We start from the raw sequence: 23,683 nt of genomic DNA on the forward strand, positions 1-23,683 counted from the left end.
GTATAACATAGAAAAACAAAACAATATGATTAAGATAAACGACATCAGTAAAGTATTCCGTACCTCGGAAGTGGAGACGGTAGCGTTGAACCATGTAAACCTCGAAGTGAAAGAAGGGGAATTTGTAGCCATCATGGGCCCGTCCGGTTGCGGCAAGTCTACCTTATTGAACATACTCGGTCTGCTGGACAATCCTACGGAAGGCAGTTATAAATTGCTCGGGCAGGAAGTGGCGGACCTGAAAGAGAAAGAACGTACCCGCGTGCGCAAAGGCAAGTTAGGATTCGTGTTCCAGAGCTTCAACCTGATAGATGAGCTGAACGTTTACGAAAATGTAGAACTGCCTCTTACCTATTTGGGCGTGAAAGCGGGTGAACGCAAGCGCATGGTAGATGATATCCTGAAACGGATGAACATCAGTCACCGTGCCAAGCACTTTCCGCAACAGCTTTCCGGCGGTCAGCAGCAGCGTGTAGCCATTGCCCGCGCCGTGGTGACGAACCCGAAACTGATTCTTGCCGATGAGCCTACCGGTAATCTGGACTCCAAGAACGGTGCGGAAGTGATGAATCTGCTGACGGAACTGAACCGGGAAGGCACTACCATTGTCATGGTGACGCACTCCCGGCACGATGCCTCGTTTGCACACCGTACGGTACACTTGTTCGACGGCAGTGTGGTGGCGAGCGTAGCCTCGAACGATTTATAAGGATTAAGACTGGAGAGGAGACAACCTCTTCAGTTTCTTTACATATATCCACAAGGCAATGACCGCCGTAACGAATGCAAAGAAGTCCGATACGGGCATACACGTCCAGATACCGTCCAGCCCCATGTAGCGGGGCAGGATAATCAGTCCCGGCAGCAGGTACAACAACTGCCGGGTAAGGGACAGGAATATGCTGATTTTCGCCTTGCCGATGCTTTGGAAGAAGTTGCCGATAACGATTTGCGCACCTACCAGCGGGAACATGGCTATGCCGATACGCACTCCTCTGGAAGCCATGTCAATCAGTTGCCCGTCACTGGTAAAGACAGCCGATACGGCATGCGGAAACAGTTCGCAGATGATAAAGCCCGTACTGGTGATGCACACGCCCGTAAGGATGCTCAGGCGCAGCGTAGCCTTTACGCGGTCGTACTTCTGTGCTCCGAAGTTGTAGCCCACGATAGGCTGCATGCCCATGGTCAGTCCCAGTACAATCATTACGTACAGCACCAGCAGCCGGTTCATGATGCCGTAAGCGCCGATAGCCATGTCGCCGCCGTAACGTTGCAGGCTGTTGTTGACGATGATGACGATGACGCATGCCGTTACATTCATCAGGAACGGAGACATCCCTATGGAGAAAATGCTGCTGATAATGCGCTTTTTCATCTTCCAGAAACCCGGTTGCAAGCGTACGATGCTTGTCTTTTGCAGGAAGTGGCTTACTACCCATATCATGCCGATAAATTGCGAAATGACCGTTGCCGTTGCTGCGCCGCGGATACCCCAGTCGAAGTGGAAGATGAAGATAGGGGCGAGAATAATGTTGCACACCACCGTAACCATCGAAGTCAGCATCGCTTTCTTGGGATACCCCGTGGCACGCATGATGTTGTTCAATCCTATCATTGTATATGTCACCGGCGTACCCAACAGGATTATCTGCATAAAGTTCCGTGCATACGGCAGCGTTTCGTTGCTGGCACCGAAAAAGCGCAGGATTTCGTCCAGGAAGATAAAGGAGATGCCGCCGAACAGGAATGCGTTGACAAGGCACAGCATCAGGGTGTGGTTCAGCACTTCTGTGGCTCCGTCCGTATCTTTCTGCCCCAGGCGTATGGATGATATGGTGGAGCCGCCTGCCGAGACTACCGTACAGAAAGCGACCACCAGGTTCATCAGCGGAAAGGTGATGGCAAGCCCGGCAATACCCATGGCGCCTACGCCATGACCGATGAATATACTGTCGATGATATTATATAACGAAGTAATTGTCATACCGATAATGGCGGGGATGGAATACTGCACAAGCAGTTTGCCTATTCGTTCGGTTCCCAAAATATGCGGATCGTTCATTGGATATACGTCAATTAAGTGTTTGCAAAGATAGTGAAAGCTTCCTATCTTATCAAAAGATAGTGAATATTTGCTCAGTTCGATGATTATTCAGACCTTTGCGGCCGAATATTATATTTGTTTTTTTAATATGGATACAACAAAAACAACGGCCGTCCTGTTCGATTTCGACGGAGTGGTAATGGATACCGAAACGCAGTATTCCGTCTTTTGGCATAAAGCGGGGGTGAACTATCTGGGCATGGACGATTTGGAGAGCCGCATAAAGGGGCAGACCATGACCTACATCTACGACACTTTCTTTGCCGGAAAGACAAAGGAACAGCAGGAAATCACCGCCGCCCTCAACGCTTTTGAGCGGGACATGGCGTATGATTACATCCCCGGTGTGCTCGATTTCATTGCCGACCTGCGCCGTAACCACGTGAAAATGGCGGTTGTCACCAGTTCCAACGACCGGAAAATGGCTGCCGTCTACCGTGCCCGCCCCGAGGTAAGGACTATGTTCGACCGGATTCTTACCGCAGAGATGTTTTCCCGTTCAAAGCCGGCTCCCGACTGCTTCCTGCTCGGTATGGAAGTATTCGGCACGACTCCCGGCACCACCTATGTATTCGAGGACTCCTTTAACGGACTGAAAGCGGGTATGGCATCCGAAGCCACCGTGATAGGACTGGCAACGACCAACTCCCGTGAGGCTATAGCTCCGTTATGTCATTGTGTATTGGATGATTTTACGGGATTCACTTACGATAAAATGCTTCAAGTGCACAAGTAATGGGAAAAAGCGCTAACTTTGCGCGCTATTTTAATTGATAACTCATTAACACATTCATTAAGATTATGGCTGGATATATTTCAGACGACACTCGTAAAGTAACTACGCATCGCCTTGTTGAGATGAAACAGAGAGGCGAAAAAATATCGATGCTGACCTCGTACGACTATACCATGGCGCAGATTGTCGACGGCGCAGGTATGGACGTCATCCTGGTGGGCGACTCCGCTTCCAACGTAATGGCGGGCAACGTGACTACACTGCCCATAACCCTCGACCAGATGATTTATCATGCCAAGTCCGTCGTGCGCGGCGTAAAGCGCGCAATGGTAGTGGTGGATATGCCTTTCGGTTCTTATCAGGGAAACGAAATGGAAGGTCTTGCATCTGCCATCCGAATCATGAAGGAGAGCCATGCCGATGCCCTGAAGCTGGAAGGCGGGGAAGAAATCATCGGTACGGTAAAACGCATTCTCAGTGCCGGTATTCCTATTATGGGACACCTCGGACTGATGCCTCAGTCCATCAATAAGTACGGAACATACACGGTACGCGCCAAGGACGATGCCGAAGCGGAGAAGCTGGTACGCGACGCCCACCTGCTGGAAGAAGCCGGATGCTTTGCCCTTGTACTGGAGAAGATTCCCGCTGCGTTGGCAGAGCGTGTGGCAGGCGAGCTGACTATTCCCGTCATCGGCATCGGCGCCGGTAGCGGCGTGGACGGCCAGGTGCTGGTAGTACAGGATATGCTGGGCATGAACAACGGTTTCCGCCCCCGTTTCCTGCGCCGTTATGCCGACCTGCATACTGTAATGACCGATGCTATCAGCCATTACATTTCCGATGTGAAGAACTTAGACTTCCCGAATGAGAAAGAACAGTACTGACAGGCTTATGACGCTGAACTTCTGGCGGATGTGCACAGCTAATCTGCTACTGTTCGCATCCGTCTACATGCTTTTTCCCGTACTTTCGTTCGTAATGCCGGAGCAGTTGGGAATGTCCGTTTCCCGGACAGGCGACATGTTTCTGGCATTCATTGCGGCGATGTTTGCGGCAGGCCCGTTTCATGCCTATCTGTGCGATGAGTATAAGCGGAAGAACGTATTGCTTTCCTCTGCTTTCGTCATGCTGGCTGCAATGGCGGGGTATGCCTTTGCCGACAGCTATCTCAAGCTGATGCTGCTTGCTTCGGTACAGGGCGTATGTTTCGGACTGGCAACGACGGCGGGCATTACGGTGGCTATCGACATTACCACATCTACAAGGCGCAGTGCCGGCAATCTGGTCTATGCGTGGTCTGCCCGGCTGGGTATGCTGGCAGGGGCGTGCGCAGGCTTCCTGCTGTACGACCTTTACGGTTTCCGCACGGTTGTTTATGCAGCCGTTGCCGTGGGAGTTCTCGGCATGTATTTCGCATCGAGGGTATATGTGGCTTTCCGTGCGCCTATCGGGATGAGGCTGTGCAGCCTGGACCGCTTCCTGCTGCCGCGTGCATGGGTTCCTGCGCTGAATATGCTGCTGATAGCTTTCGTGCCGGGCGTATTACTGCCACTGCTCTATATAGGCGACTACATTGCATTCCTGGCATTGGCGGCGTTGACGTTTCTGACGCTGCCGTTTACAAGGATGTTCGTAAAGCTATCTCATCACTGCCAGCGGGGAACGGGCAACACGACTTGCCACCTGGTTATGGAAACCGGACTTCTGGCGGGTCTGGCAACGGCTTGCCGCCTGGCAGATGCGTTCCTGCTTTACCACGCCGCCGGTGTAGCCGCCATACTTGCCTTGTTCTTCTTCGTCCTGCTGACGTATCCCTACTATAAAAGGAAAAGGGTAAGATAACGTCTGCCTTTAAAGATACGGTATAAAGATTATCAATCCTATAATTGCCGCCGCAACAGCGCACACCAGCACTGCTCCGGCGGCAATGTCTTTTACCTGCCCCGCAACGGGGTGCCGTTCGGGAGATACCAGGTCCACCAGCCTTTCGATAGCGGTGTTGAACAGCTCGGCGGCAATCACCACACCGAAACAGAGGATAACGACCGTCCATTCCGTGCGTGTAATGCCTAAAACAAATCCCGCAAGGGTTACTGCCGCCATGGCAATCAGATGAAAACTCAGGTTCTGCTCCTTGCCTGCGCAGCTCCGGATGCCCTGCCAGGCATAACCGAAACTGCGGAGCTGTTTTTTGAAATCGTATCGCATAGTTGGTAAATTGAGAATTGAGAATTAAAACATTGAGAAATAAGGGCGGGGGAGACGCAGTGTTGGACTTGGGAAACGTAGAGTTCTACTTTAGGATTGTAAAGTAGAACTTTAGCGTCGCCAAGTAGCACTTTAGAAACGTAGTGTAGCACTTTACGGTCCGCAATGTTGAACTTGGGATTTACCCCGTCAGTTGCGCGATACCTGCTTTACTCCCTTTACCGTCCTCAGCTTCTTGATGAGCGCTTCCAGTCTTCCGGTGTCGCCTACCATGATGGTAAGCGTTCCCGAGAATAATCCGTCGTGCGAGTCTATGCCGATGCTCCGCAGCGTAATGCCGGTCTCTTTGGAGATGATGGAAGTGATATTGGTAACGATGCCTATGTCGTCGTGTCCCACCACACGCAGCGTAATGGGGTATTGCGTGCCTTGCGACTTGCCAGCCCAGCGTGCCTTTACGATGCGGTACCCGAAGCGTTCGCGCAAGTCGCTTGCATTCGGACAGTCGCAGCGGTGTATCTTGATGCCGCCGCTTACGGTTACGAAACCGAATACCTCATCTCCGTAGATAGGATTGCAGCAGCGTGCCAGCTTGAAGTCCAGCCCTTTCAGGTTCTGGTCGATGACGAGCACGTCCTCTTTGGCGGTGGTCTCTTCGGGCAGGGCGGCAGCCTGCAGGTTATAGCCTTCGGCGCTGCGGTACACGATGTCGTCGTGCGTGTCGTTCTCCCGTTTCTGGAGTTCGAGGTACTTGTCGATGATGCCGTTCACGTCGAGCGTTTCATCGGCAATGCTCTGGTAGAAGTCCGTCACCACCTTGAAGCCGAGCCGCTTGATGAGACGCATCATCGTACCCTCGTCATACTCTATTTTCCGGTTCTTGAACTTACGTTCCAATGTCTCCTTGGCAAAGGCGTGCTGGCGGGCAGCCATTTCCTTGAGCGCCTGCCGTATCTTGGTGCGCGCCTTGGAAGTGGTGACAATGTTCAGCCAGTCCTGCTTGGGCGTCTGTGTATTGGACGTCATGATTTCCACCTGGTCGCCGCTGTTCAGTATCTGCTTCAACTGTGCGTTCTTGCCGTTTACCTTGGCTCCTATACATTTGCAGCCCAGCTTGCTGTGGATGTGGAAGGCGAAGTCGAGCACGGTGGAACCCTTGCCCAGTTTGAACAAGTCTCCCTTGGGGGTAAAGACGAACACTTCGTCTTCGTATAAGTCCAGCTTGAACTGGTCCATGGTCTCCAGTCCGCTGCTGTCGGAGTTCTCCAGCGCTTCACGTACGGAAGTCAGCCATTCGTCCAGTCCGCTTTCGCCTTTCACGCCCTTGTACCGCCAGTGGGCGGCAAGCCCCCGTTCGGCTATCTCGTCCATGCGTTCGGTGCGTATCTGCACTTCCACCCATTTGCCTTCAGGCCCCATGACGGTGATGTGCAGCGATTCGTAGCCGTTGCTCTTGGGCACGGACAGCCAGTCGCGCAGACGCTTCGGGTTGGGCTGGTACATATCCGTTACAATGGAATATGCCTGCCAGCACTCCAGCTTCTCTTTTTCCACTTGGGAGTCCAGGATTACACGGATGGCAAACAGGTCGTACACACCCTCGAAAGGACACTTCTGCTTCTTCATCTTCTGGTAGATGGAGTGGATGGACTTGGTGCGCCCCTTGATGTGGAAATGCAGTCCCGCCTCTTCCAGCTTCTTCTGTACCGGAGCGATGAAAGCGGCTATATACTTGTCGCGCGATGCCTTGGTTTCGTTCAGTTTCTCCTTGATGTGGTAGTAGACTTCCTTCTCCGTGTACTTCAGCGAAAGGTCTTCCAGTTCCGACTTCAGTTTGTACAGACCCAGCTTATGGGCGAGGGGAGCGTACAGATAGGCGGCTTCATTGGCCACCTGCCTGCGTGCTTCGTCGTTCTCGCACTCCTTTATCTGGCGCATGATGTTCACGCGGTCGGCAATCATGATGAGGATAACGCGCATGTCCTCTGCAAAGGACAGCAGCAGGTTGCGGAAGTTCTCCGACTCGATGGTGGGGCTTTTGGCGTAAAGTTCGTTTACCCGTATCAGTCCGCGTATGATGCCCGCCACATCCTCGCCGTAGTTCCGTTCCACTTCTTCGGCGGTACAGGTGCCGCAGCGCACGGAGTCGTGGAGCATCAGTCCCAGGATGGATGCCCGCCTCATGCCTATCTCTTCCGCCACGATAACGGCGGTCTGCATATCCTTTATAATCGGGTTCAGCCCGAAGATATCCCGCTGTATGCGGTTGTTCTGTATAGAGTTTACAAGATGTGTTTTCAGCTTTCTGCAATCGCCCTTGCGGAGCGTCTCTCCGGAAAGCTGCAATAATTTTCGGTAGAGCACGAAGAGCAAACGCTTCTCTTCGGCTGTGAAAAATTCATCTGTTTCCATAATTGTCCGTATTTTCTGCTGTAAAGGTAGTTTTTTTCTTCCTTTTCATGACGGTGCTTGTGCTTTTTTTGTATTTTTGGGCATCAATTAATTAATTTAGATATTATGATAACACTCCAAGACAAAGAACTACTTGCCAAGAAAGGCATATCGGAAGAACAGATAGCCGAACAGCTGGCCTGCTTCGAAAAGGGATTTCCATATTTAAAGTTGTCTGCCGCTGCTTCCGTGGAGCAGGGTATACTGGCTCCGGATGCCGATGAGCAGAAAAAATATCTGAATGCGTGGGAAGCATATACTCAGACAGACAAAACGGTGGTGAAATTTGTTCCGGCATCGGGCGCGGCAAGCCGTATGTTTAAGAATTTATTTGAATTCCTCGGAGCGGAATACGATGCTCCGCAGTCGGACTTTGAGAAAACATTCTTCGGGAAAATCGGGAAGTTCGCTTTCTATGACGACCTGAACGCCGCTTGCCTGAAAACAACCAGCAAGGATATTCCCGCTCTGATTGCCGCCGGCAATTACAAGGCGGTGGTTGCCGCCCTGCTCGAATCGGCAGGATTGAATTACGGCGCGCTTCCGAAAGGATTGCTGAAGTTTCATAAATACGAGGACGGCAGCCGTACCCCGCTCGAAGAACATCTGGTGGAAGGTGCGCTTTATGCTGCCAACAAGAGCGGTAAGGTAAACGTGCACTTCACCGTATCTCCCGAACACCGTGCGCTGTTCAAGGCGTTGGTAGACGAGAAAGCCGCGGCTTATGCCAGAAAGTACGGCGTGGATTACAACATCAGCTTCTCCGAGCAGAAACCGAGCACCGATACCGTTGCCGCCGATATGGAGAACAAGCCTTTCCGCGATAACGGCAAGCTTCTGTTCCGTCCGGGCGGTCACGGCGCATTGATAGAGAACCTGAACGACCTCGATGCCGATGTCATCTTCATTAAGAACATCGACAACGTAGTGCCCGATAAACTGAAAGGCGATACCGTATTATATAAGAAGCTGATTGCCGGTGTGCTCATCACCTTGCAGCAGCAGGCTTTTGCCTATCTGCAACTGCTGGACAGCGGCAAGTACACGCACGAGCAGGTTCTCGACATCCTGCAGTTTGTACAGAAGAAGCTGTTCTGCAAGAACCCCGAAACGAAGAATCTGGAAGATGCCGAACTGGTGATTTACCTGAAAGAGAAGCTGAACCGTCCGATGCGTGTCTGCGGCATGGTGAAGAACGTAGGCGAGCCGGGTGGCGGTCCGTTCCTTGCTTACAACAGCGACGGTACGATTTCCCTGCAAATCCTCGAAAGTTCTCAGATTGACATGAATGACCCTGAGAAGAAGGATATGTTTGAAAAAGGTACGCACTTCAATCCGGTAGACCTGGTATGTGCAGTGCGCGACTATAAGGGCCATAAGTTCGATTTGGTGAAGTATGTGGACAAGGCTACGGGCTTCATCTCCTATAAGTCGAAGAACGGCAAAGACCTGAAAGCTCTGGAACTTCCCGGATTGTGGAACGGTGCCATGAGCGACTGGAATACGGTCTTTGTAGAAGTACCTCTGACTACATTCAATCCGGTAAAGACGGTGAATGACCTGTTGAGAGAACAGCACCAGTGATGATAACTGCAAGTTGACGGTTTACGGTTTACTATTTCCGCAGTGCGGTGGCGGTAGGCCGTAAATCGTCAGTTTTATGCCTGAACATCCAATAATAAACAACAAATTGCCAATTATAGAAAACAATAATAATAGGTAGTAAATAAATTAGTAACCGATGAAAAAGATTTTACTGTTAGGTTCCGGTGAACTGGGTAAAGAGTTTGTAATTTCAGCTCAACGTAAAGGGCAATATATCATAGCCTGCGACTCTTACGCCGGAGCACCCGCCATGCAGGTGGCGGACGAGTGCGAAGTGTTCAGCATGCTGGACGGGGAAGCATTGGAACGTGTGGTGCGTAAACACCGGCCGGACATTATAGTACCCGAAATAGAGGCTATCCGTACGGAACGCCTGTACGATTTCGAGAAAGAAGGTATTCAGGTTGTGCCCAGCGCGCGTGCGGTCAACTTTACAATGAACCGTAAGGCTATCCGCGACCTTGCTGCCAAGGAACTGGGACTGAAAACAGCCAGATACTTCTATGCCAAATCCCTGGATGAGCTGAAGGCTGCTGCCGAAAAAATCGGTTTCCCCTGTGTGGTAAAGCCGCTGATGTCCTCTTCCGGTAAGGGGCAGTCGCTCGTAAAGAGTGCCGACGAACTGGAGCATGCCTGGGAGTACGGCTGCAACGGAAGCCGTGGCGACATCAAGGAGCTTATCATTGAGGAGTTTATCAAGTTCGATAGTGAAATCACCTTGCTGACGGTTACCCAAAAGAATGGCCCTACCTTGTTCTGCCCGCCTATCGGACATGTGCAGAAAGGCGGCGACTATCGCGAGAGCTTTCAGCCTGCCCATATCGACCCTGCTCATTTAAAGGAAGCGCAGGATATGGCGGAGAAAGTGACCCGTGCCCTGACCGGCGCCGGTTTGTGGGGAGTGGAATTCTTCCTGAGCCACGAGAACGGCGTTTACTTCTCCGAACTCTCTCCGCGTCCGCACGATACGGGTATGGTGACACTGGCAGGAACACAGAACCTGAACGAATTTGAATTGCATTGCCGCGCCGTACTCGGTTTGCCCATTCCGGGTATCAAGCAGGAGCGGATAGGGGCGAGTGCCGTTATTCTTTCGCCCATTGCCAGTCAGGAGCGTCCCAACTACCGCGGCATGGAAGAGGTGACCAAAGAAGAAGATACTTACTTGCGTATCTTCGGCAAGCCTACCACCCGCGTCAATCGCCGTATGGGTGTTGTATTGTGCTATGCCCCGTTGGACAGCGACCTCGATGCGCTGCGCGATAAAGCCAAACGGATAGCCGCGAAAGTAGAAGTGTACTGAGTTTAAGTATAAAATATAAAGTATGAGGTATAACCGTGCTCCATCCGCATGGTTATACCTCATACTTTTATGCTTAATTAAAGAGTCCCGGGTAAATCTCTCCGCCCAGTTCACTCACATTCAGTTGCCGTTGCAGCTTTCCGTCCGGTGCATAGAACAGTTGGAATTCTTCACCGGAGTTGTAGCCTTCCACTTCGATAACGATTACCGCAGGACGTTTGGGAAACGTGACTATCCTTACATCCCTCAATCTCATGGAAGCCATAATGCTTTCCATAAATGCTTCCGCAACGGGAGCGGGAACTTTCTCCAGCGACTCCACATCATTCTCCATCATTACCCATTGGGCATTTTCATCGAACCACACATCTGTTTCCCTGCCGTCAATAACGAATTCTGCTACGTAACATCCTGCCATCTGTTCCCACTGGGCATTTGCAACATACGGGTACATCTTTTCGAAAGCAGCCTGTATGCTTGTGGGAACTCCTTTGGCAACGGTGGAAACGGAAATAAACAGTAGCATGCCTGCTACCAAACAAAATCTGAATCTTTTCATCCTGAAATTAAGTATGAAGTATAAAATATAGGGTATAACAATGTCCCGTCCGCATGGTTCATTCCTCATACTTTATATTTCATACTTTTAAACGGTCAGTTTCCCTTTATATACGAATGCTTTTTCACCGAAGTCTACATCCGGCAATACGGCATCCGCCGCAAACAGTCCGTACACCGATGATCCCGAACCGCTCATCGAAGCATAGACAGCGCCTTGCCGGTACATTTCTTCCTTGATTGCCCCGATAGCGGGAAACTGCGGGAACACGCTCTCTTCGAAGTCATTCACCATATACTCTTTCCATGCTTCAATGGGCAGCTGCACCGTCTCCTTCAGTGACCGTTCCGGACGGTGCGGCTTTATTTGTGAGAAAGCATCCCGTGTGGAAACGAATATATCCGGTTTTACCAGCCAGAGCTGATACCCTTTCAGCGACAAGGATATAGGCGAGAACACATTTCCGATGCCTTCCGCATAGGTAGGAGCATTCCGGATGAAGAAAGCGCAATCCGCTCCCAGGCGGGCGGCATACTCTTCCAGAGTCCCGGTACTCAGTCCAAGGCCGAACTTCTCATTCAGCATTTTCAGCATAAATGCAGCATCTGCCGAGCCGCCACCCAATCCGGCCCCCGATGGGATATGCTTGAACAGATGAATATCCACCGGCGGCAGGTCGAACAACCCGTCCAGCAGCTTATACGCCTTCACCACGAGGTTGTTTTCCGCTTCTCCCGTTATTTCCATACCTGCCTGATGCAGGCAATATTTTCCGTCACCCTCGCGCAGCGGGTTTATTTCCAGCGCATCTTCCACGGGAATAGGGTAGAAGATGGTCTCCAGGTTATGGTAGCCGTCCGGTCGTTTTTCTGTAATATTCAGTCCCAGGTTTATTTTAGCATTCGGAAAAGTAAGCATCGTTAAATTGAGAATTAAGAATTGAAATTAAAAAAATAAAAACGGGCCTGTCAAAGCAGGCTTCGGAGACAAAGTTAATGAATTCTGTTCATAGTAGATTGAAAACTTAACAACGATTTGTTGATTGCTATCAATAAAATCATTTATCTTTGCTTTCCCTTTTGAAAGGCGGACTATTTATTTCTTAATTTTTAAATTTCAATTCTTAATTCATAAAGTGGCAGAACAAAGACGAACAACCCGCACCCCGAAGTCGAAATCACCTCAGCCGGTCAACGATTACGGGCGTATCCAGCCGCAGGCGCCGGAACTGGAAGAAGCCGTTTTGGGTGCATTGATGATCGAGAAAGACGCTTATTCGCTGGTGAGCGAAATTCTCCGTCCCGAATCTTTTTACGAACACCGGCATCAGCTGATATACTCCGCTATCACAGACCTTGCCGTCAATCAGAAACCGGTGGACATTCTCACCGTGAAGGAGCAGCTTGCCAAGCGCGGAGATTTGGAAGAGGTGGGCGGCCCGTTCTACATCACCCAGCTCAGCAGCAAGGTGGCATCCTCTGCGCATATCGAGTATCACGCCCGTATCATTGCCCAAAAGGCGTTGGCGCGTGAGCTGATAACTTTCACCAGTAACATACAGTCCAAAGCATTCGACGAGACGCTCGATGTGGACGACCTGATGCAGGAAGCCGAAGGCAAGCTCTTCGAGATTTCGCAGCAGAACATGAAGAAGGACTATACGCAAATCAATCCGGTCATTGCCGAAGCGTACGACCTTATTCAGAAAGCCGCCGCCCGTACCGACGGTTTGAGCGGTCTTGAGAGCGGATTTACGAAACTGGACAAGATGACTTCCGGCTGGCAGAACTCCGACCTCATTATCATAGCCGCCCGTCCTGCCATGGGTAAGACGGCGTTCGTGCTCTCCATGGCGAAGAACATTGCCGTGAACTTCCGCAATCCCGTTGCCTTGTTCTCCCTTGAAATGAGCAACGTACAGTTGGTGAACCGTCTTATCTCCAACGTGTGCGAGATACCGAGCGAGAAAATCAAAAGCGGACAGCTTGCCGATTACGAATGGCAGCAGTTGGACTATAAGCTGCGCGACCTGCTGGATGCGCCTCTGTACGTGGATGATACTCCCTCGCTTTCCGTATTCGAACTTCGTACCAAGGCCCGCCGTCTGGTTCGCGAGCATGGGGTGAAGGTAATTATTATCGACTACCTGCAATTGATGAATGCCAGCGGCATGTCGTTCGGCAGCCGTCAGGAAGAGGTGAGTACGATTTCGCGTTCTTTGAAGGGGTTGGCCAAGGAGTTGAACATTCCCATTATTGCCCTGTCTCAGTTGAACCGTGGTGTAGAGAACCGTGAGGGGGAAGAGGGCAAGCGTCCGCAGTTGAGCGACCTTCGCGAGTCCGGAGCCATCGAGCAGGATGCCGATATGGTGTGCTTCATCCACCGTCCCGAATATTACAAGATTTATACTTCCGCCGACGGCACAGACCTGCGCGGCATGGCGGAAATTATCATAGCCAAGCACCGTAACGGTGCCGTGGGCGATGTGCGCCTGCGCTTTATCGGCCAGTACACCCGCTTCCAGAATCCGGAAGACGATATGGTTATTCCGCCGCCTACCGAGGGTATGGGAGGAGCCACGTTCGGTTCGCGTATGAATGCGCCCATTGGCAGTCCCTCTACACCACCGCCTCCGTCTGCCTCCGACTATATGCCTCAAACGGACAATCCGTTTGGCGGGGTGGGATTGGACGGGCCTGTACCGTTTTAATGGCATTGGGCAGCTTACATGAAAAAATGTCTGTTATATATATGTATTAGTTTTACTGTTACGATTATATCGGCTTTGGATATGTAGGTCTATATAAAATAGTCTTCCCCGCACTTCACAGTGCAGGGAAGACACAGCAAACAAACAAAACATTTCCGATTTGAATAGGGGATATTCTTATCGGATGGTTTTGTCTATGGTTTAATCTTGGACACAACGTATTGTAAATGCGTGATTCCTTGCATTTACGGATGCTGGTGGAGTATAGCCAACAGCGAAACCTAAATAATACGATGATGTATTTCCGCTATATACACTACTGCTCCAATAATAACCTCCTGCACCGGTACGATACTGTTTTTTGTCAGCAGCATGCCAGTAACCGGAGGCAGGAAAACGAGTTACACCGTCAGTGAAAGTATAAGTTTTGTAACCGTTTATAGTACTGGTTCCATAAATGTTGGTAGAAAGGTCTCCCCAATTTCCATTTGTTGTATATTTGTCAATATCTCCAAACTCTTTGTAAGTAGGCATACGCCAACTGCCTGTAACAGCACCAGTCTTGCTTAAATATCGGCAAATATCACCTTTATAGGCTTGATAAAATTCATCAGTATTGAGAGCATTATCATTCAAGTAGGTATTGTTTGGGTCAATACTGTTACTTAAAACTTCATTGTAAAAGCAATAAATAGAGTTAAAGTCGTATGATTTGCAATCCCAAGTACTATTTTGGGGAGAGGTAGGATTATATATCGGAATATAATATGCACTTGGAGCAGAGTTTCCCGAAGATGGTATACCTATTAGTGACCCCCAACGGAAGTGTACACCTTGTTTTAAATCGGAATCATTGGATATAGCAGTATCAAATGTAAGTTTGCTGCCGTCCCAATAAATATTGCTTCCTGCCCAGATAATGCTACTTTTTTTGTATGTAACCCGTGTGTCGGTAGTTGTGGGTTTGAGTGTAATATTATAAGTATAGTTACAGTTACGTTTGATATTGAAATTTGTTGTAGTGGTAGCTCCAAGATATATTTCCCAGGACAGAAATTTATATCCGGTGGCTTTGCCGTAAATTACAACATAGGTTGCAGAATCCGGTGCGTTTGCTTTTATTTTTTCTTTTTGCTGGGTTATTGTGGTATTTATTCCTGCCCGATTTTCGAACATGTAGAATATTGTATTTATGTTTGTAGGGGAGTTCGGGGAAATACTTCCACTGTCTGTCCAATCCGTCGGTTGGGAAGGGATAGCCGCATCTTTTGCCCGGGTTGTTTGTGTATCGGTTGGTTCGGATTCAGTGTCTAACGGGTGTAATACATAGTACGTTTTATTTGGGATGCCATAAATGCGGTAACTGTCAATGTTGATTCCGTAACCTTGATCTATATTTACATTTAGTGTGATTTTTGCAGCTATTCGTTTTACTGTTATATCCGGAAGCGAATTGTTTCCAGTAGCTATATTTATGTGGCTTTGGCTTCCTGTCATAGGCAATACATTGTTTTTTGTCAGACTGTTCCAATCATAGAGAGAGTAAGTCTTGTTTTTCAGATTGTTTTCCCAATGAATGTCATAGCTGTTGAAGAGTTCCGGAGTTCCTGTATTTGCAATAGCATAAATGGTACAATCAGTAGCGCTGTGGGTATTTATTGTAACTGTATTGTTCGTGGTATATTTTTGTCCAATCAAATTTCCATTGCTGTCATATATAAGTATATGTAAGTCCTTGATGAGATTCTCTTCCACTCGTGTCGTTGCGTCTGTTTGTTGTTCACTTTTTACATGCAGGTATATTATGGCAGATGCTTCTTTTGCATCTTTGATACAGGCATCTTGTTGGCAAGAAGTGCATATTACTGCTTGTATCAACAAAACAGTTGTTAGTGATAATGCTGTAAGTACTTTTAAACGAAAAGAGGTGGAGATGCTCATATTGCTATATAATTTACTCAGATGACTTAATCATTTACAATTCTGTATCTTGATGAATATTCTCCCAAGGCAGTACATCCATTGTTATCAAAGGAGGAGTATAATGAAAGTCTATATTGATATCTGTTTGTTTACCGGCAGGTGCATGTAATTTCTTGAAGCTGTTGTCTTGTGTTATAGTGTATATTATTTCATGTTCCCGGTATATGTCTATTTCTATGTATTCCTCTTGTGCGGTAGGAAATATTCGGAAAGGAAGTGTATATACATCTCCTTGTTTGTCTGTGTATGATATGGGTTTATATCCTGCACTTTTACCGGTAATCTTTCCTGTAAAATTCACTTCTGTTCCTGTGCCTCTGACGATGAGCGTATACGGTTTCCCATTATATGGGCAATGTTTTGTCAGATAATTGGTACGTATATTCAGGCTTGCTGACATACGTTCCATAACCAGTGTTAGATATTCTACCTGTCTGCTTCTTGTAGTTGCATTGTTCACTTCCTTTTTGCAATAGAAAATATCAGTAATGGGCAAATGACTTCCTTCTGTATCTTCTCTGAGTCGGAAACGTGCTTCTTCGATAGTAGTGCCTATGGGAATATCGGGAGCAATTAAGGTATCTTTCTTTATATTTCCCCATACCACGAGGGTAAGCCTTTCGTTTTTATCATCTCTGAAAATCAGATCAGATGAAATATCTGTGGGTATTTTCCTTATAAATCCTTTCTCGTTGAATAGATAGACTTCCACTTTTTGCAAGGCGTCTGTTGCAGTGAGGTCGTTTCCCTCGGAGTCTACAGCTTGCATATCGAGCACATATTGTATGCAGTCTCCGGTGTCTTCCCGCACGCATGATGTGTACAGAAAGGTGAGACTAACATACAATATCGTGAATAGGAATATGCGGGCAGGCTTCATGGCGGTTGTTCTGAACTTTTGAATATTTGGTAATTATTCGAATGTCACGTCCTGCGTGATGTTCAGTGCCCAGTCGGCTACACTCACTGTCAGTTCGAGTGAAGTAGGGTTTATCTCTCCGGTGGGGTCATCGGTTCCTATATTCTTGATAGTTGCCTTGATGGCATAGGTCGTGTTGCGGGCAATGTTTGAAGTACCCGTGCCCGAAGCTCCGGTGATATTTGTTCCGGTCTGGCTCTTGTTGACGATTATCGGATAATAGATGGTGGTTCCTGCATCACTTGCACTTTTCTTGAACATTCCTTCCAGTACCAATGCCGTACGGGTGGCCTCTTCGTTGGGGAGTATATAGAACCAGTAGTCGGTTTTATGCTCGATACCTACGCTTACCGGGGGAGTGACCGAATTTGCCAGATAAGCTACAGTTCCGCTGGAGCCGGTGTAGTTTCCGGTCAGATAATCCGGTGTGCTCATTTTGGTGGTGCTGTATCCTCCCGTGCCCGGTACAGCTTCTTTCACGGCATTCCGCACAAAGATGTTTTTCAGTTCGTAGGATGCCGCCGAGTACTGTCCGTTGGGGTCAAATTCGGTTCTGATGCCGCTTACGGACACTCTTGCAACGAGCCTGCTCAGCCGGGCTGTCATACCGGTGTTGATGCCTGCGCCCAGTGTGAAGGTGGCGTTGCCATCACCGTTTTTTACGTCTCCGCTCATGGGCAGACAATCCTTGGTCTGGGCATCACCCAGTTCAATTGTTCTCTTCAGGAAGTCGGTCTTGTTCAGGACGCCTGAAAAATAACCGTCTGTAGGGGCGTTGGCTACCACGATGCCCGTACAGCTCGTTGCCGGAGTACAGTTGATGGTTGTTGCCGGAGTGGTGTTATTGGTTACGGTCTGTATGGCATTCACCGATTCGTCACTGTTGAAGATGGCGACGGTGAAACGCTTCACCGTATTCTCTTCGTTTTGTGTAGGTAATGCGCTTCCGGTTGCCTTGGTGCTCACTCCGCTTCCCGTCAGGCGCAGTTCGAGTTGTGCCGTCTTTCCCTGCGGCATGGGTTCCGTTATTCCGTTTTCTTCACTGCCGCATCCGGCTAGTGTAAAGGTTGCTGCTGCCAGCATGCTCCATAAATAGCTGTTTGTTTTCATGTATGCCTGTTTTATAGGTTAATATACTTTTGGTGTTCCCGGTCATTTTGCTTTCCTATTTGTTTTTCAACTCTTTCAGCACCCTGTCAGCCTGCTCTATGCCGGCTGCCGCTGCCATGGTAAGATATACTTCCGCCTTGTCCCGTTTTCCTTCCTGTAGGCAGAGTATGCCCATGTTGTTGTATGCGATTGGCATGGTTGCGAATCTCTCCAGATAGCGCCGCGCTTTGGCCGTTTCCCCTTTGGTGAGTGCCACGGCCGCTGCATTGATATTGGCTTCGGGGCTGTCGGGAAACAGGCGGGCTGTGAGGTCGAGTACATCGTTGTATTCCGTAGATCCTTTCGGGTAACTGCCCGCTACCGCAAAGAGCTCGTTCAGGCGCAGTGTCTGACGTTCTCCAGTACGGGACATCCTCAGGCTCTCCGCCGCATCCGGCTGCTGGCGGGTGTACTCTATCCTGTAGTCGACCCGCATAACTTCGGGAAATATCTTTTCCGCCAGGTATCTGTAGGGCTTTCCGTCGGCAAGTTTCATCAGCATTCGTTCCCGCCCTTTATCCATGTCTACACTCCCTATCAGGTCTAGGGCGGCCTCCCTGAACATCATGCCGCTTTGTCTTGTCAGTGCGGCAATGGAGTCCCAGTCTTCCGGAATCCAGGTTACTTCCAGCGGAATGCCAGTTGCAAGTCGGTTTTCCCGCAGGTATGCTTTAAGGTTCAGTGAGCGTGCCAGTGCATTCATTTCGTTCTTTTTCAGGTTTCCGGCAGGTGCCCCGTATCCTGTAACCTTCACTTTCAGGAGTTCCGTTCCCTCTTCCCGTCGGATGTTCTGCAAAGCATTGCGCAGCCGGTGGTATATTTCTAAGTTCTGTTTGCTTTCGGACAATTCTCCCAGCGTTTTCTCTCCTTTTTCCTGCTTCCCTTTGCCAAAGTAGGGGATGGACCCCGTCACTGCATGCAGTGTGTCTTTGCCGGGTGCAGGCTCGATGAAGTTCACCCAGGCCAGGTATTTCCTGTCCGTATCCATGTCCCAGGCTGAAGTGCGGTTTTCGGGCAGGTTCAGCCTGCCGGCAATCCTGTCTTCGTAGGCCTTGCCCTGTTTGCCGTGGCAGGCGCATTCCTGCGTTCTCATCAGGAGCCGGGCGTCCTTCATCCATTCCTTATAGGGCACTGCCACCCGGTATCGGAAGGAGCGCGCCATCCTGGCGTCGTTCCTTATCACTACTGCGGGTATGGGGGCCGGATGCCCGTTTCCGGCAAATTCCTTTTGCCGCTGGTACACTTTCTGCTTTTCCTTGCCGTTGATGAGTACCGCCGGCAGGGCTTGTTCGTTTTCCCCGCTGATGAGTACGGGCGTCAGGGTCAGTGATTCGTCCGAGGGCATTCTCAGTCCTTCGAAATCGACTGAGAGGTCAATGTTCAGACGCCCGTCCGCAAGCGAGAACTGCTGCCCGGTGACGAACATTTCCCCCCGGTAGAATTCCTGTGCATGACCTGCCCGGCAGCAGAGCGCCGATAGTGCCATTATCATAGGAATACGGATTAAGTTTTTCATACTTTCAATTTGCTGTTGTAATTTATCTTGTTATTATTGCATCATATACACTAAGGATATGGAGGCTTTGGTGGGAGCGATGAAATTCCTGTTTCCGCTTCCTGTCTTTTCTCCGCAGTGCGCGCAGCGGTAGCGTTCGTATCGGGTGTGCAGGAATCCTACGCCGATGCTTGTCTCCAGTCCCCAGCGGGGGGAGAGGATGAAGTGATAGCCGTATGATATTCCCACTCCCGTAAAGTCTCCCTCGTATCTTTCGGAACGTACCCCTTTGAACAGCCCGAAAGGCAGCCTTGCCTTGGCTACGTTGTACACGCCGTACATCAGGCCTGTCCCGAAGAAATGTCCTCCGTAGGGCTGGCACATCCAGTAGCGCAGCTCCGGCTGCACGAACCAGTGTTTCCAGCGTTTGTCTCCTCCTGCCGGAAAGAAGGTGTGTCGTAATGCACGATGCACCTCTTTTTTGTTCATCACTATACAAATCTGTTCATTTTCTTTAAGCTGCGATAATTCGAAGATTTCTTTGATTTATGTGTCTCCAGCATCTAAATAAAGCGACAGTAAGTTCATAAAACCATCCAATCAGCCATTTCGTATCTTCTTTTGTCAGTTTTGCACACATTTTTTTTATATTGAAGGCAATGGCTAGGAAGGCAAAGTCCATGAAGACCTTGTCCTTTCCAAAATGTCGGAAACGTTTGTAGTTCATATTGTTTTTAATTTGTCCGAACACGGCCTCCGGTTCTATGCATTTCTGCCCTCTGTGTTTCAGTCCTTTCTCAGAGCAGAGCAGTTCTTTGGCTCTCCGCTTGTATTGTCTAAGCCTATGATTCAGTTCTATCGTCCTGTTTCCTTTTGCTTTAAAACAGCGGCATCGCAGGGGACAACCTTCACACCTGACAGCTCTGTACCGTGCATTTTCGCTGACATATCCGGATGCGGTTTTCACATTCCTGGTGCCTATCCTCCGCATCCTTTGCCCCATAGGGCAGATGCAGAAGTCATGTTCTTCATTGTAGTAGAAGTTTTCGGCCTTGAACGGGGCCGGTTTGAATCTCGGCCGCTGCTCCATGTGGAAATAGTTGTACTTTACGTAGGCTTCCATGCCGTTTTCGGACATGAAGCGGTAATTCTCTTCGGAGCCATAGCCGGAATCAGCAACCACCGTATGGGCCATCCGTTCATACCTGTTTGAAAAAGATTGCAGGAAAGGAATCAGGGTCAGTGTATCCGTAGGGTTCGGGAAGAGTGCAAAATCGGTGATGAACTGATTTTCGGTGCCGATTTGAAGGTTGTAACCGGGCTTCGTCTGTCCGTTGCGCATGGCATCCTCCTTCATTCTCATAAAAGTAGCGTCCTTGTCCGTCTTGGAATAGGAATTCCTCTCTTGCAGTGTTTCCAGATGGCAGTCGTATTCCTGCAGTTTGTCCCTGTGTTCTTCCAGTTCCTTCAGCTGTTTGCGTTTCTTTTTCAGTTCAGTCTTTTCCTCTTTCGCGGATGGCTCGGAAACCTGTTCCAGTGCATGACGCAATTCTCCTGCCATTTCAGTCAGCATGGCCGGAGTGAACTCAACTTCCTCATTGTTCTCTGATGACTTCTCCTGAGCAATGACATCGTCTATCTGCCCTAACAGGACATGTATCTTCTTCATCAGGCGTTCACGGTTCCGCTCAACCGTTTTTCGCCAGACGAAAGTGTACTTGTTGGCTTTGGATTCGAGCTTTGTCCCGTCAATATATTCCACATTCAGGCTGATGAAGCCTTTGGAAGAGAGAAGAAGTACGGTTTGCGTAAACACTTCGTTAATTTCCTTCTTCACCCGGTTGCGGAAACGGTTGATGGTAATGAAATCCGGTTTCTCATATCCGGCCAGCCAGATATAATGGATGTCACGGTGAAGGAGTTTTTCAATTTTCCGGCAGGAGTAGATGTTGTTCATATAGGCATACAGAATGACCTTGAGCATCATCTTGGGGTGGTAAGGGCTGCGACCGCATTCCTTATACAGTTTTCTGAAACTTTCAAGATTCAAGCCCTCAACCAGGGCGTCAACCATGCGCACCGGATCGTTTTCTGCAATATCCTCATCAATTCTTTGAGGAAAAAGAACGGTTTGGTTGGGATTGTAAGGACGAAAATGTATCTTTGTCATAGTAAAGAACTTATGCTTAAAGATACAAAATCTTTAGGTAATAACAAAGCCCCAGCTTGTGAAAGTCGGGGCTTTGTGCGTAAAAAACAGAAGGTGTGCATTTTGACACACCTTCGGCCTCCAGCGTGAAACGTTCCGACAGCTTTAGTTCCACACCGAGGTTGGGCGAGGCGAGCATGCCCCCCGTAAGCAGGTCGCTTTTCACGGCAACGGTTTGCGCCCCTGCCTTGCCTGCACACGACAGCAGGGCAAGGAGCATCAGCATCGGTATGTATTTTCTGCTTCTCAATTTCTTTGTTCCTGTTATAAATCTGTCAGTGTAATCTCCTTCAGGTATATCCTGGTTATCTGGTTTACTATTCCGAGTTTTTGTGCGGCTCTTCCGTATTGTGCATAGAACCGCTCGGTAATGGGGCTGTTGCAGTTCAGATGTCCTCCCGTGGCTTCGAGAATATCCAGCAGGGATATTTCCATGGCTTTTTTAGCAGGAATATAGGACTGTATTTCCAGCGGATGTTCCTTTTCTTTCAGGATGATAAGTCCGGCATTGGTGAGCTGTGTCAGCAATACCCGCATCTGCCCTTCTGTAAGTGTGTATGGTTTTATGCAAGTACCGTAGTCTCTTGCATAGATGCATTTGAGTACTGCAATGGCAGTCTGTGTTTTGGGCGTTATCATGTAGTTTTCTTGTTTGTTTGATTGTTGGTATCCGGCCGTTACTTTGTAGGTAACGGAAGATTGCCTTTAGGCACCCTGCAGAAGCGTCTGCCGCATATGCATCCGGGTTGTATAACCGATAAAGTTATATAACAGACGTTTTCCCGCTTTCCTACCGGAAGGCGGCAAGGGGGGCTTTGCTTTATTGGTTGAAGTCGGTTTGTTCTGTTTTGTCTGCTGCCGGTCTTTTATGCCGTATATGATAAGATTTTATCTTTTTTATTTTGTTTTTCAAGTTTTATAGTTACTTTTGCGGTAGGAATATCCTCCGTTACCTACAAAGTAATCCCTTTGTAATAATCTGTATCATAGTTATATACATGGAATGCTCCCTTGTCATCCTTGTCGGATACTGCATTTCTTCACGTAAGCGATAATTTTTTTATTGGTCCTGTCCAGCATTTCGTTTTCGAAGGGTTTCAGATAGGTTTCCGTAACCTTTACCGATGAATGCCCCAGTGCGTTGCTTATTACTCCCACGGCGACTCTGGTGTGGAACGCCGTTGTTGCCCATGTGTGCCTTGCGGTGTAGGACGACAGCTTTCTGCCCAGTCTGAGGGCTGCCGCCAGCAGTTTGAGTTTCCGGTTGAATCTCCGCAGGACCTGTTGGTAATGTCGGTATTCTTCACGCCTTCCCAGGGGGAAACGGCAGTTTTCGTCCCCCAGTATGTTGAGCAGGTAGGGCGAGTCCGTGCGGCGGTCGGCGCATCGGCGGATAAGCTCAGCGGCTTCTTCGGTTACGTGTACACGTATCTGCCTTCCCGTTTTCTGTCTTCGGTAGGTAATTACCCCGTCCTTGAAATCGCATTTACGCAGCCTTGCGAGGTCTGCAAACGGCATTCCCCGCAAGAGGAAGAGCAGTGCGAACCATATCTGCGCTTCTTTGAGTTCCCGGTGCAAGGAAGCGGAGATGTCGAGTGCTTGTCCCATTTCGGCAGGTGGGAGTGCGCGTTTCACGTCGGCACGGGTTCCGGTATATACATGTTTGAACAGTCCGGGCACGTAGCCGGTGAGGCCTGCCAGCAGCGCGCGGTTGTATACAGCCCGCAACATGCGCAGGTAGGTGGACATGGTGTTCAGCTTGAGCATCCTCTCCAGCAGGTGCCTTTCGAATTTGTGTATCGTGGCGATATCAAACACTTTCCGCATGCGTATTTCGTTTTTTGGATGTTCGCTTTCCCAGTACCGTTGGAAAGCCCGTAGCATGCTGCGGTATACATGGGCGGTTCCGAACCGCCCCTCGTCTTCCAGTTCCTGTATGACTGAAAGCGTAAAGGTTGTTAAATCTTTCATAATCTGTTGGCTTTATAATATTTACAGTCTTTGCGTGCGCCATTGCTGCACGCGATATAATATATTGCATTTTATTGGAATTTGTTTGCTTGCGGACAATGTTCCGGCTTCGCAGAGGCTTTACATCCTCTCTTTGCAGGTACGGACACACCAAGCGTATCGCTACATTGGTTCCTTCCTTGAAGAACCGTTTTTATGGGTGCACGCCGAGACGTCAGGAGCGTTGTTCATGCCAAAAGTAGTTTAAGATAGTGTATAGGAAGTAAACGCATGGT

Annotated in this window: 21 protein-coding genes; 7 read left to right on the plus strand and 14 right to left on the minus strand. The window is 49.3% G+C overall.

Annotated elements, in window-relative coordinates:
- The first annotated feature begins 25 nt into the window (after positions 1-25).
- The gene (locus NQ565_RS11085; protein ID WP_016662847.1) at positions 26-709 is read left to right on the plus strand and encodes an ABC transporter ATP-binding protein; all 684 of its coding nucleotides are present in this window, start codon (positions 26-28) and stop codon (positions 707-709) included.
- Positions 710-712: 3 nt separating this feature from the next.
- Here NQ565_RS11085 and NQ565_RS11090 read toward each other — a convergent pair whose 3' ends face one another.
- Positions 713-2,065, minus strand: coding sequence for an MATE family efflux transporter (locus NQ565_RS11090; RefSeq protein ID WP_005656662.1), 1,353 nt, complete (start codon positions 2,063-2,065; stop codon positions 713-715).
- Between the two features lie 130 nt (positions 2,066-2,195).
- On the opposite strand from NQ565_RS11090, the gene NQ565_RS11095 reads away from it, so the two are divergent.
- The 3 genes from NQ565_RS11095 (at position 2,196) to NQ565_RS11105 (ending at position 4,688) form a co-directional block, all read left to right on the plus strand.
- A complete protein-coding gene (locus NQ565_RS11095) occupies positions 2,196-2,843 on the plus strand; it encodes an HAD family hydrolase (RefSeq protein ID WP_040316226.1) in 648 nt (215 codons plus the stop codon).
- A gap of 65 nt (positions 2,844-2,908) precedes the next feature.
- Entirely contained in the window at positions 2,909-3,730 is an 822-nt protein-coding gene (gene panB / locus NQ565_RS11100; protein ID WP_005656658.1) for a 3-methyl-2-oxobutanoate hydroxymethyltransferase, read from the plus strand.
- Positions 3,711-4,688, plus strand: coding sequence for an MFS transporter (locus tag NQ565_RS11105; protein WP_005656656.1), 978 nt, complete (start codon positions 3,711-3,713; stop codon positions 4,686-4,688). Before panB ends, NQ565_RS11105 begins: the two co-directional genes overlap by 20 nt.
- A gap of 9 nt (positions 4,689-4,697) precedes the next feature.
- On the opposite strand, the gene NQ565_RS11110 is transcribed toward NQ565_RS11105, so the two are convergent.
- Together NQ565_RS11110 and NQ565_RS11115 are read right to left on the minus strand one after the other, a co-directional pair.
- Positions 4,698-5,054, minus strand: coding sequence for a diacylglycerol kinase family protein (locus NQ565_RS11110; RefSeq protein WP_005656654.1), 357 nt, complete (start codon positions 5,052-5,054; stop codon positions 4,698-4,700).
- Positions 5,055-5,243: 189 nt separating this feature from the next.
- On the minus strand, positions 5,244-7,466 hold the full coding sequence (locus tag NQ565_RS11115) for a RelA/SpoT family protein (RefSeq protein WP_005656652.1): 2,223 nt from the start codon (positions 7,464-7,466) through the stop codon (positions 5,244-5,246).
- A 105-nt stretch (positions 7,467-7,571) separates the two neighbouring features.
- Between NQ565_RS11115 and NQ565_RS11120 the strand changes: the two genes are divergently transcribed.
- A complete protein-coding gene (locus NQ565_RS11120; protein ID WP_005656650.1) occupies positions 7,572-9,089 on the plus strand; it encodes a DUF4301 family protein in 1,518 nt (505 codons plus the stop codon).
- 157 nt (positions 9,090-9,246) lie between these two features.
- Complete coding sequence (gene purT, locus NQ565_RS11125; RefSeq protein WP_005656647.1) at positions 9,247-10,413, plus strand: formate-dependent phosphoribosylglycinamide formyltransferase; 1,167 nt, start codon at positions 9,247-9,249, stop codon at positions 10,411-10,413.
- Between the two features lie 73 nt (positions 10,414-10,486).
- Here the strand turns inward: purT and NQ565_RS11130 are convergent, their stop codons facing one another.
- Together NQ565_RS11130 and ispE are read right to left on the minus strand one after the other, a co-directional pair.
- Positions 10,487-10,972: a PepSY-like domain-containing protein gene (locus NQ565_RS11130; protein ID WP_016662854.1), complete on the minus strand. Its 486-nt coding sequence runs from the start codon at positions 10,970-10,972 to the stop codon at positions 10,487-10,489.
- A gap of 87 nt (positions 10,973-11,059) precedes the next feature.
- Positions 11,060-11,890, minus strand: a complete 831-nt coding sequence (gene ispE / locus NQ565_RS11135; protein ID WP_005656643.1) for a 4-(cytidine 5'-diphospho)-2-C-methyl-D-erythritol kinase — start codon at positions 11,888-11,890, stop codon at positions 11,060-11,062.
- A gap of 217 nt (positions 11,891-12,107) precedes the next feature.
- Here ispE and dnaB point away from each other — a divergent pair, with 217 nt between their 5' ends.
- Positions 12,108-13,682 carry a replicative DNA helicase gene (gene dnaB, locus NQ565_RS11140; RefSeq protein ID WP_016662855.1) on the plus strand — a complete coding sequence of 525 codons (1,575 nt, stop codon included), beginning with the start codon at positions 12,108-12,110 and terminating at the stop codon, positions 13,680-13,682.
- Positions 13,683-13,883: 201 nt separating this feature from the next.
- Here dnaB and NQ565_RS11145 read toward each other — a convergent pair whose 3' ends face one another.
- The 9 genes from NQ565_RS11145 to NQ565_RS11185 all read right to left on the minus strand — a co-directional run bounded on the left by NQ565_RS11145 (position 13,884) and on the right by NQ565_RS11185 (position 23,408).
- Entirely contained in the window at positions 13,884-15,623 is a 1,740-nt protein-coding gene (locus NQ565_RS11145) for a DUF4906 domain-containing protein (RefSeq protein ID WP_005656639.1), read from the minus strand.
- A 34-nt stretch (positions 15,624-15,657) separates the two neighbouring features.
- Positions 15,658-16,545, minus strand: coding sequence for a FimB/Mfa2 family fimbrial subunit (locus NQ565_RS11150; RefSeq protein ID WP_005656637.1), 888 nt, complete (start codon positions 16,543-16,545; stop codon positions 15,658-15,660).
- A 33-nt stretch (positions 16,546-16,578) separates the two neighbouring features.
- Positions 16,579-17,694 (minus strand): fimbrial protein, encoded by a 1,116-nt coding sequence (locus NQ565_RS11155; protein WP_005656635.1) that lies wholly within the window; start codon positions 17,692-17,694, stop codon positions 16,579-16,581.
- A gap of 55 nt (positions 17,695-17,749) precedes the next feature.
- Positions 17,750-19,249, minus strand: coding sequence for a DUF3868 domain-containing protein (locus NQ565_RS11160; protein WP_074713752.1), 1,500 nt, complete (start codon positions 19,247-19,249; stop codon positions 17,750-17,752).
- Positions 19,250-19,282: 33 nt separating this feature from the next.
- Positions 19,283-19,717 (minus strand): DUF3575 domain-containing protein, encoded by a 435-nt coding sequence (locus NQ565_RS11165; protein WP_259829924.1) that lies wholly within the window; start codon positions 19,715-19,717, stop codon positions 19,283-19,285.
- 25 nt (positions 19,718-19,742) lie between these two features.
- Positions 19,743-21,398 carry an IS1182 family transposase gene (locus NQ565_RS11170; protein WP_259829926.1) on the minus strand — a complete coding sequence of 552 codons (1,656 nt, stop codon included), beginning with the start codon at positions 21,396-21,398 and terminating at the stop codon, positions 19,743-19,745.
- A 16-nt stretch (positions 21,399-21,414) separates the two neighbouring features.
- Positions 21,415-21,687 (minus strand): DUF3575 domain-containing protein, encoded by a 273-nt coding sequence (locus NQ565_RS17025; RefSeq protein WP_410518735.1) that lies wholly within the window; start codon positions 21,685-21,687, stop codon positions 21,415-21,417.
- Between the two features lie 14 nt (positions 21,688-21,701).
- The gene (locus tag NQ565_RS11180) at positions 21,702-22,076 is read right to left on the minus strand and encodes a hypothetical protein (protein WP_005654337.1); all 375 of its coding nucleotides are present in this window, start codon (positions 22,074-22,076) and stop codon (positions 21,702-21,704) included.
- A 375-nt stretch (positions 22,077-22,451) separates the two neighbouring features.
- Entirely contained in the window at positions 22,452-23,408 is a 957-nt protein-coding gene (locus tag NQ565_RS11185) for a tyrosine-type recombinase/integrase (RefSeq protein WP_005654336.1), read from the minus strand.
- Between the last annotated feature and the right edge of the window lie 275 nt (positions 23,409-23,683).

This window comes from Bacteroides stercoris ATCC 43183 (genome assembly GCF_025147325.1).
GTDB classification, from domain to species: domain Bacteria; phylum Bacteroidota; class Bacteroidia; order Bacteroidales; family Bacteroidaceae; genus Bacteroides; species Bacteroides stercoris.